This window comes from Nitrospira sp. BLG_2, from assembly GCF_049222245.1.
The window spans coordinates 1-9,310 of record NZ_JBLYIG010000711.1; the positions used below are offsets into that span (position 1 = coordinate 1).

Sequence of the window (9,310 nt, forward strand, 5' to 3'; positions counted from 1 at the left end):
GAAGACGACATTATCGATTTGCCTAACGAAGCGAGCATCCGGACGAAAGTCACCAAGGCGATCAAGGATGCCATCGCGGCTCTGTGATTCTGTAGTGTCATGACTTCCCAAGCATGAAGTGCCGGTTTCTGCTATGAAACAAATTTTATCCGATATCTGGCAATGGTCATGGTTTTCCGACGAAAAGCAGCTCGACTTCAACGGATTGTTCTTGGTGATCGGTGAACATAAGATCCTGGTGGACCCACCCCCGATGACGGCCGAGGCGAGAGCGGTCGTCCGCCGACATGAGCCGATTGACTACATCATCATCACGAACCGAGATCATCTCCGAGAAGCTGCGGTCTATCAGGCAGAGTTTAGGTGTCAAATGCGAGTGCCGGAAGCGGATGCCGCTCAGATGGATGTGAAGCCAGCGACGACCTACAAGGATGGTGAGCTATTACCCGGTGGGATTTGGGTCATCCATCTGAAAGATCAGAAGTCTCCGGGAGAATCGGCATTGTTTATCGAGCGGGGGCGAGGTGTGCTGATCGTAGGGGACGCGCTGATCGGCAAACCGGCCGGTTCCGTATGTCTGCTTCCTCCCGAAAAATATGTAGATCTCCAAAAGGCCAAGAATGGGCTCCGCCGCCTCTTGAAGTACAATTTCGATAGCCTCCTCGTCGGAGACGGCACATCCATTCTTGTTGGCGGAAAACAGCAAGTGGAACAACTCTTGTCAGTGACGTCATGACATTGCGTAACAGCTTATCCGAAGAATTGAACCGGCAAGGCAACGAACATTTCTCACGAGGACACTACACGGAGGCCTATACCTGTTATGCCAAGGCGCTAGAGTATGATCGACTCACCGGCGATCAACGCGCCCTGGTCGCCACACTCGGTAACCTGGGTAACATCTGCGCTGTCAGCGGACGGCGGGACCATGCCCAGGCGCATTATCAGGAGGTCTTGGAATTGCAAAAACGCCTCGGTGACGAGAAAGGCATCGGGACGACGCTGGCAAACCTGGGAAATCTCCGGGCCGATGCCGGTGAATGGGATCGAGCCAAGGCGTACTACCTAGAGGCTCTCGACATCATGGCCAAAACGCATGATGAACCGGCCCAAGCCGTCCTATTCTCGGACCTTGGTCTGGTGGCTCGTGAAACGGGTCACTTTGAGGAAGCGATTCAGTTTTATGAACGGTCGTTGGAGTTGATGCGGCGGCTAGGTAATCCGGGCGGTGTTGCAGACGCCTGGCGCATGATAGGCCGCACGTTCTTGATACAAAAACGCTACGACGAGGCCGCTGCTTGTTGCCAAACCAGCCAGTCGATCGCCGAGCGATTACGCGACGAGCTTCGTGTCGGTGGCGCCCGATACGTGCTGGCGCAATGTTATGAGGAAACGGGACGTTTGCAGGAGGCAGCGGATCTTCTCGAACAGGTGGTGTGCATGGACCGTAAGTATCGTCTGCCGAAATTGGAAGAAAACACTCAGCGCCTGAAAATACTTCGAGCCCGCCTTGCCGGTCCGTACCAGTCAAGGCCTCGACAAAGGGTGCAGGCATGACGGAGCATGCTTCCCCGGCTTGGACCCAGCTGCGCGCCGATCTAAAGCGGTCTTTCCCTCAGTTTTACGAATTGGAGCCGGACGGTCCGCTCGTCATGGATCTTGGTGGAGACGGCTGGCTCTTGGAAGTCAGGCCGGACGGGAAGGTACTTTGCCAGTATGGGGTGGCGATGGATGAGGTAATGGCGCTCATGTCGGAAGGAACCCCCGAGGATTTAGGCACCGATGAAGTCGCGAAGCAGGCCAAGTATTTTCTTCAGCCTGCTGTTTCCAAATATCGGACGCTTCTCCTTCAATCCGGGTTTGTTGAGGAGACCGAGATGACTGACGAGTTTGTAGCAGTCACATTTTCCCGAGAGGCGGATCTGCAAAATCGCGCCAAACTGGATGATCTCCTCCAATGGTGCCGCAGGCAAATCGGAAGCGCATCGTGACTCAACACATCGCGACATTCGATGAATTTCGGGACGCTGTATCAGCCTATCGATTGCCACGAGTATTATTGGTCGCTTTGGAACTGGATCTTTTTACGACTGTCGGCGGCCGATCGTGGACGATCCTGGACCTTGCCAAGGAACTCAAGGTCAGTGAAAGGGGTTTGAGCATCCTTTGTCGTAATCTCGCCGCCGTCGGGATATTACAGAAGAAAGGAGTCAGCTATCGAAATAGCCGGTTGGGAGCAACAGCGCTGAATGCCGACCATCGCGCATATCGTGGCGGATATTTGAATTTGATCAAACGCCATTGGGTGGACTGGATACGATTGTCGGAATCCGTGCGGAACGGCTTGCCGATCGACCATGATACTCCCGACAGTCCGGATTACCGTCGACAATTCACGTGGGCCATGCACCACAGGACCTTGGAAATTGCCCCTGCGATTGCTGCGCAAGTTCATATGGGTCGTGCGAAAACACTACTGGATCTCGGTGGAGGGCCAGGCACCTATGCCATGGCGTTTCTTGCCAGGAACCCGACGCTTCGCGCTACCGTCTGCGATCGAGAACCCGCTCTTGAGGTTGCCAAAGAAATCGCCGGCACGCACAGAGCGAGGCATCGACTCTCCTACCTCCCGCTCGATTTCTCGAGAGATCCTATCCCTGGCTCATATGATGTGATCTGGTGCTCGAATGTGCTGCACATTTATTCGCCCGAAGAGAACCAGGCCATTTTTCGCCGAGCGAGGGCCGCATTGAAGCCGGGTGGCCGATTCATCATCCAAGACGCATTTCTTCACGATCGCGAAGGTTTGTACCCGGCAGAAGCAAGTTTATTTGCTGTGGCGATGTTATTGTTCACGGACGGCGGAAACACCTATTCAGCCTCGGAGACGACCAAGTGGTTGAAGGATGTCGGATTCGTCGTTGTCAAAACTCTTCCCATCAAGAAGGGAACGGAGGACTGGGAGGAGGGGGTTCTAGAGGCAATGGTCCCGGGCCCACGTTCAAAAACGACCGTCCGCCGAACACGATTAAGCAGAGATAAAAAAGTCCGCTGACTCCGCTGGCCATCAGGGATGCAATATTTCCTGAATCCTTTGCCAACGTCTGAACGACCGTTGCGATGTCCATTGCCAACCCGACCGTGGCGTAAAAGACGCAAACTACTGGAGCCCATCGAAACTGGAACCAAATCAAAAGAGCGAGTACAAGAGGTGCCAGGATAAAAAATCCGATCTTCCAATCCATGATCAGCAGAGTGGAGGCGCCCTTTTCTATGAAGAGAAACCCTGCCTCAACAATGAGGGTGCTGAGTAACAGAACCGGCAAGAGGCTTTGTCGCATCCAGTGACTATAGACTGTCGAAGAAAAGTTCGGCAATGGTGTCTTGTTGTCATGAAGATTTGAGTGTTAGCCTGTTCCATTATGGGTATCGATCAATTGGCAGAGGGACAGTTACGCGGGCAGACCTGTCTTCTGCTTTATGATGGGGAATGTCGTCTCTGCGTTTTTGCAAAAGCGAAACTTGACAAACTAAGAGTCGCTCAACCCGGAACAGGAGTCAGATTCCTAGCCTATCAGAGTGAAGAGGCCAAAATGGCGCTAGGACGAGGTTATCGTCCTGGTCGTCCTCATGTGGCGTTCTTCATTCGATCTTCAGGAGAAGTGGTTCAAGGTCTCGAAGCGTTTCTCCCTCTCATTCCTATCCTTCCAGGTGGAAAGCTTCTATTGTGGTGGTTACGGTTCCCTTCTGTAAAGCGGCTTGCCGAATGGGGTTATCGCATGGTTGCTCGCCATCGGTATCAATGGTTCGGCGAAGCCGAACGCTCCAGCCGACTTGATTGAGTAACGGTTCTTATCTTCTGAAGATCCCCCTCTTTGGAGAGAATTCTTCCTACTGCGAGGAATTTACGGACGACCTACCCTCTTTCAGAATGCGTTCAACTTTTGAGGAGGGTATATGTTGCACAGATGGGATGTATCGCAGGGTTTGGCCGGCCTGGTCCATGTGACCTATGGCTCTTCGAAAATTCTTAGCTTGGTAATTACCGTTGCCTTTAGTCTTTCATTCTCTAGTGGTGAGGCATGGAGCGGAGTCGGCACAGAAGAAAAAAAAGCAATTGTGGCGGCAGGGTTCGGTTACCAAATCGGTACCATCTCAACGATTGCGGTAAAGGTGTATGACGCTGAATCGGGCGACGTATTGTCCAATGAAATCTATGAACTAGCCGTCAGGGAAAGCGACGGTGTGAGGTCGAACCGCGGGCCGCGTATTTTTGCGGGCGGAGTGGGAAGTGGCGCTACAGATCTCTCCGATTTTATATTGCGGGTATACGACGCAAATACCGGAGTGTTTCAATGGCAGGGGCGACTCAATCTGGTGCAGCCTAGTTGGGAAGCAGGAGGAAAGGTCGTATCAACGGCACTGCCGCGGCGAGCAACCGTTACGAGGGTACATATTGTTGAAGCGACTATGGAGCAACCTGTCTTTTTACTGCGCGCAATGGATCCAGCGACCGGCGTGCTTCTGTGGGAGGATGAGTTTACGACTGTCCATACACGAATTCCGCGAGTCCAGCGGATAGCAGGTCGATCGATCCAGCCGGACAGCATTCCATCCGTGAGTTCCCACACCTTTAACTTTAGGATTCGCATGTATGATCCCAGTGGAAAGAAAGTTCTGTGGGAGGATCAACTCTCTCAGCTGAGGGCCGATGAAGGGCCTGAGCAGTCACACGGGGATCAGGCCGATGTACTTCCCGTCTGGCCTAATCAATCGCAGGAAGAGGACGCGGCGGGATCGATTTAACAGAGAAAACTACGACCGGATCCGTTCAAAGCTTTCAAGCCACTGCCGTTGGAACTGTTCGTAGGAGACAAACAATTTGTCTTGAATTGCTGCTGCTATAGTCGACTTGGCTTGTAACGCATTCAGCAACTCATCGACGGTCGCCATCCCCCATCGTTCAATTAAGTAGCGTGTTGCCGAATTGGCTTCTAGGTAGGCCACTGTCGATGCACTGGCCGGTAGTGCGCCCCACGAACCTTCCAGATAGGTCAAAGGAATGACTTTAATGTTTCCGCTCATGGCCTGATCGAGGTCGGGCCAGGCATCTCCGGCCAATTGCATAGCCAAGCCTTCATTTAGCCAGGTCGGCAATGCCTCGCGGTTTGCTCCCATACGGTCGTGCAGTAGAGCATGAACATACTCGTGACGGAGCACACTTGCCAACCACTTCCGGTCCGTGGTCGCCCCTTGAGTCGGAATTTGAATGCGTCCAAGAGTAGGATCATAGAGGCCATCGGCCCAGGCCGGGCTCCCTGTCGTTCCTTGAAACGAATCCTTGGCATGGAGGACGACCATAATCGGCTTCGAAGGAAAATGACTGAACTTCTGCCCAATCTCCCGGTAGGCTTCTTCAAGAATCTCCAGAACCGAAATCCAGGTGCTCTGATCTTCTTCACCGTCGAACTTCACCACAAAGTGAGTACTGCTCCTTGCCGCCATGTGGGATTCAACCGACTGGGCGCGGCGAACCTTTGTTGTGACGGCGGCAAGGTAGGACTGTAATGCCGGATCGTGCCGAACTCGGTCGGCTGCCTGGTCTAAGTGTTTCGCGGCCTCCTGCAGCTCATCCTGTTCTTGTAACAAGTCGGCCATGGCCAAGTGCGGAAACGGTTCATCCGGGGCCAGTTTCATCAATTTCATGAGGAATTCTGCATTCAGGGCGGGGTTTCGCTGCTCCCAGTAGGCATGGGCAAGATTCATAAGGATCACCGGATTCGAGTCCTCAAGATCCGCGGCATTCTTGAATGCTCGGACGGATGCCCGTGTGCCATTAAGTCGTTCCTGTTGTAACCCGAGATTATTCCACAGGGTCGCCACGAAGGTTTTGGACGTTACGTCCGACAGGACAGTCGGAGGAAGCTCTTTCAGTTTCGTTTCCGCGAGCGACAAGTTATGTTTTTCAATCTCATCTCGAATGGCTTCCAGCAAGGTTTCATGCGGGGTAGGCGGTACCACGCTTTGATCGAGTATGCGAACCGATTTCGCCTCACTTTCGGACGCCCTGCTTTGCGGCAGAGGGGGAGGAGGAGCTACCGGTTCGATGGTTTCACCGAACTGCGCCAATTGGGGGAGTGGGGCAGACCTTAAGAAGAGATTGTAGCCAATCACCAGAGTCACGGTGACTGCAAGCGGTATCAGAATATGTCTAATATTGCGGCGGTACATGGTTGGTTGAAACCAGTGTAGCAGCCTAAGAAAATGCGACCAAGCAATCCGGTAAAACGAGCTGAGCATTCCGACACGGTTCTGCATAGTCCGTTGAGCGTTGAAAAACGCTGTGCTACGATCCCGACCCTATGCAGGCTCCCACTGAATCGAGTCCGCACACGCCGTTTCAGGAGTGGTTGGATCGCATCGCGCGGCCGATCGAGTTTGCGAGCCGAGATGATTGTGCCCATCTCCGGGCCATCACAAACCTGAGTTCATTTATTTCGTCACAAGTCTTGGCTGCCCTTTGCCACGACGTGTATCCTAAGGCCATTGAAGCCCGCCTCATTTCATTGCGGGACCTCTTTATCGATTTTCAGCCGGCGCTCCCCTTCGATGAACAACGTCGACGATTACAGGCTGCCGTGTTGCTCATTAGGGCGCTTCGAGCCGTTGACCAACAGAAGCTCACTCGGCTGAAAGATTCACCGACGCAGGTCTCCTGTCACTCAGGAGTGACGGTCGGCAGATCCGATCTGTGGAATCTCCCGGTCCGGTTCGCCAAGGGCGTTGGGCCGAAACGCACGAATGTCTTGCAACGATTGCATATCGAGACGGTGGAGGATGCGCTCTGGACCATCCCGTGGCGCTACGAGGACCGTTCGGTCATGACACCGATCGGAAATCTCGTCCCGGGAATGGGTGCCTCTGTTTGTGGGATCATCGGAAAATGCGAGGCGAAGCGGACAAGGAATAGACGGTTGAGTGTAGTGGAAATCGGCATCGAAGATCACTCTGGGCGAATGCAGGTCGTGTTCTTCAATCAACGATACTTGGAGGAGATTTTTACAGTCGGGACTCGCGTGATGATGAGCGGGCGAGTGCTTTCAGGCCGGCAAGGATGGATGGTCCCGCGCATGGATGTGGCGCAATATGAAATCATCGGAGAAGATACCGAATCGACACTGCATGTCGGCCGAATCGTTCCGATCTATCACGAGACCAAAGGGTGGACCTCTCGCCAGATGCGCGTGCTAGTGAACAATCTATTGGCGGACCATGGCACAGAGTTCCAGGACCATTTGCCTGTGCCACTTCGAGCAAGGCAACGGTTGATCTCGATACATGAAGCCCTCCACGATATCCATTTCCCCAAGATCGGCACCGATCTTCAGCTTCTGGAACGAGGAAAGACATCGGCGCATCGACGCTTGGCGTTTGAGGAACTCTTACTGCTCCAACTGGCCTTAGCGACCAGGCATCGATCGGTTCACGAAGAGCCGAAGGAACTGCGGTTCAACCCTCGGACACCTCTCTTGCAACAACTTAGTCGTCTGTTGCCGTTTCGTCTCACGACGGCCCAAGATCGAGTCATTCGTGAAATATTTCGAGACATGATTTCGCCGCGTCCCATGAATCGTCTGGTGCAAGGCGATGTGGGGTCCGGGAAAACGGCGGTTGCCCTGTATGCATTGGTGATGGCCTGTGGTTCAGGCTATCAGGCCGCGCTGATGGCGCCGACCGAGATACTAGCGGAGCAGCACTATCGTAATCTTTCCGGAACGTTGCAGGCCCTGGGACTACACACGATTCTCGTGCGTGGGGGAGCGCCATCCTCGGTGAAAAAGACACAGGGTGAGAAACTGGCATCGGGTGACGTTCAGGTAGCGATTGGCACACATGCCCTCATTCAACATGGGGTGAGATTCAAAAACTTGGCTTTGGCGGTGGTCGATGAACAGCACAGGTTCGGCGTCCTGCAGCGAAAGACACTGATCGACAAGGGTTATAAGCCGGACGTGCTCGTCTTGACGGCCACGCCCATTCCCCGGACATTGGCGATGACGGTGTATGGTGACCTTGACGTATCGGTTATCGATGTGCTGCCGCCGGGGCGAAAGCCGGTGCGGACATTTCTTTTTCATGACACGCAGCGCCGGCGTGCGTATCAAATTGTGCGCGATGAATTGCGGGCCGGAAGACAAGCGTATGTAGTCTATCCACTCGTGGATGAATCGGAGAAGTCCGACCTCCAGGCAGCGATTCAAGGAGCCGAACAGTTACAGAACGGGGAATTTCACGACTTCCGTGTCGGCCTGCTGCATGGACGCATGAAAGCCGCCGAAAAGGAAGCGGTGATGGCTGATTTCAAGGCCGGAACGATCCAGCTATTGGTCGCGACCACGGTGATTGAAGTCGGAGTCGATGTGCCGAATGCGACCGTCATTCTGATCGAACATTCCGAGCGGTTTGGCCTGGCACAACTGCACCAATTGCGTGGACGGGTAGGGCGGAGCGACCGGCAATCGTATTGCCTCTTGATGGCTCAGTATCCGGGACGGGGAAAGACGCAGTTGGGAAGACGTTCGATGGGAAGTGGGGAGTCTATGCCTTCGGCAACGGAACGGCTTGAGGCGCTTGTTCGGTCGAACGACGGATTTGTGATTGCCGAGGAAGACTTGCGGATCAGAGGCCCCGGGGAGTTCTTTGGGTTGCGCCAATGGGGGATGCCGGAGTTTCGTGTGGCGAATCTGGTGCGAGACGGCGATCTGTTGCAGCAGGCCAGGCAGGAGGCCTTCTCGCTACTGAAGTCGGACCCACGATTGAAAGAGCCTGCCCATAAAGGATTGCGCGAGGCGATGCTACGGAAATGGGAGCAGAAGCTCGAACTTGGATCGATAAGCTAGGATATCGATGGGATTTCTGCAACGACTGAAAGATGACTTGCGGGCCGGGGTCGCCACCCTGCGCCTGGGGACCGTCCATGCTGCCGGCCGTGCATTGGAAGAGACCGAATTGCTCCGCATGAGGCTGGAGCTTCGCAAGCTCGACCGGCAACTTTCCGATCTGTACAAAGACATCGGCGAGCGAGCCGTCGACATGAAGGAACGGGGCGAAACGGCCGAGCGCGTCGTGTATGACGCTGGGATCGTGCGTCTCGTCAAGGAGGTCGAGATGCTCAAGGAGTCGCGGAGGAAATTGGATGTTGAAATGGAAGAAATTCGGAATGAGCAATGAGTGAGCCGCGTCGGCACGCGCGACGATTCGCCGGTATCGATATCGGCACTCTTACCTGTCGTTTGTTAATCGCGGATCT

At 54.2% G+C, this 9,310-nt stretch carries 9 protein-coding genes; 8 read left to right on the top strand and 1 reads right to left on the bottom strand.

All coding sequences use genetic code 11. The annotated features are described in order from the left end of the window. Positions 1-133: 133 nt before the first annotated feature. The 6 genes from ACOSYY_RS18710 (at position 134) to ACOSYY_RS18735 (ending at position 4,806) form a co-directional block, all read left to right on the top strand. Positions 134-736 (top strand): MBL fold metallo-hydrolase, encoded by a 603-nt coding sequence (locus ACOSYY_RS18710; protein WP_421664387.1) that lies wholly within the window; start codon positions 134-136, stop codon positions 734-736. Next, entirely contained in the window at positions 733-1,557 is an 825-nt protein-coding gene (locus tag ACOSYY_RS18715; protein WP_421664388.1) for a tetratricopeptide repeat protein, read from the top strand. Before ACOSYY_RS18710 ends, ACOSYY_RS18715 begins: the two co-directional genes overlap by 4 nt. Continuing rightward, positions 1,554-1,991 carry a hypothetical protein gene (locus ACOSYY_RS18720; protein WP_421664389.1) on the top strand — a complete coding sequence of 146 codons (438 nt, stop codon included), beginning with the start codon at positions 1,554-1,556 and terminating at the stop codon, positions 1,989-1,991. The genes ACOSYY_RS18715 and ACOSYY_RS18720 overlap by 4 nt, the downstream gene beginning before the upstream one ends. Beyond that, positions 1,988-3,055 (top strand): class I SAM-dependent methyltransferase, encoded by a 1,068-nt coding sequence (locus ACOSYY_RS18725; protein ID WP_421664391.1) that lies wholly within the window; start codon positions 1,988-1,990, stop codon positions 3,053-3,055. Before ACOSYY_RS18720 ends, ACOSYY_RS18725 begins: the two co-directional genes overlap by 4 nt. A 367-nt stretch (positions 3,056-3,422) precedes the next feature. Continuing rightward, positions 3,423-3,842 (top strand): thiol-disulfide oxidoreductase DCC family protein, encoded by a 420-nt coding sequence (locus tag ACOSYY_RS18730; RefSeq protein ID WP_421664398.1) that lies wholly within the window; start codon positions 3,423-3,425, stop codon positions 3,840-3,842. 115 nt (positions 3,843-3,957) lie between these two features. Further along, positions 3,958-4,806, top strand: coding sequence for a hypothetical protein (locus ACOSYY_RS18735; protein ID WP_421664393.1), 849 nt, complete (start codon positions 3,958-3,960; stop codon positions 4,804-4,806). Positions 4,807-4,815: 9 nt separating this feature from the next. Here the strand turns inward: ACOSYY_RS18735 and ACOSYY_RS18740 are convergent, their stop codons facing one another. After that, on the bottom strand, positions 4,816-6,183 hold the full coding sequence (locus ACOSYY_RS18740) for a peptidase MA family metallohydrolase (RefSeq protein WP_421664395.1): 1,368 nt from the start codon (positions 6,181-6,183) through the stop codon (positions 4,816-4,818). A gap of 179 nt (positions 6,184-6,362) precedes the next feature. On the opposite strand from ACOSYY_RS18740, the gene recG reads away from it, so the two are divergent. Both recG and ACOSYY_RS18750 read left to right on the top strand, forming a co-directional pair. After that, positions 6,363-8,900, top strand: a complete 2,538-nt coding sequence (gene recG / locus ACOSYY_RS18745) for an ATP-dependent DNA helicase RecG (protein WP_421664396.1) — start codon at positions 6,363-6,365, stop codon at positions 8,898-8,900. Positions 8,901-8,907: 7 nt separating this feature from the next. Beyond that, positions 8,908-9,231 carry a hypothetical protein gene (locus ACOSYY_RS18750; RefSeq protein WP_421664397.1) on the top strand — a complete coding sequence of 108 codons (324 nt, stop codon included), beginning with the start codon at positions 8,908-8,910 and terminating at the stop codon, positions 9,229-9,231. Positions 9,232-9,310: the final 79 nt, after the last annotated feature.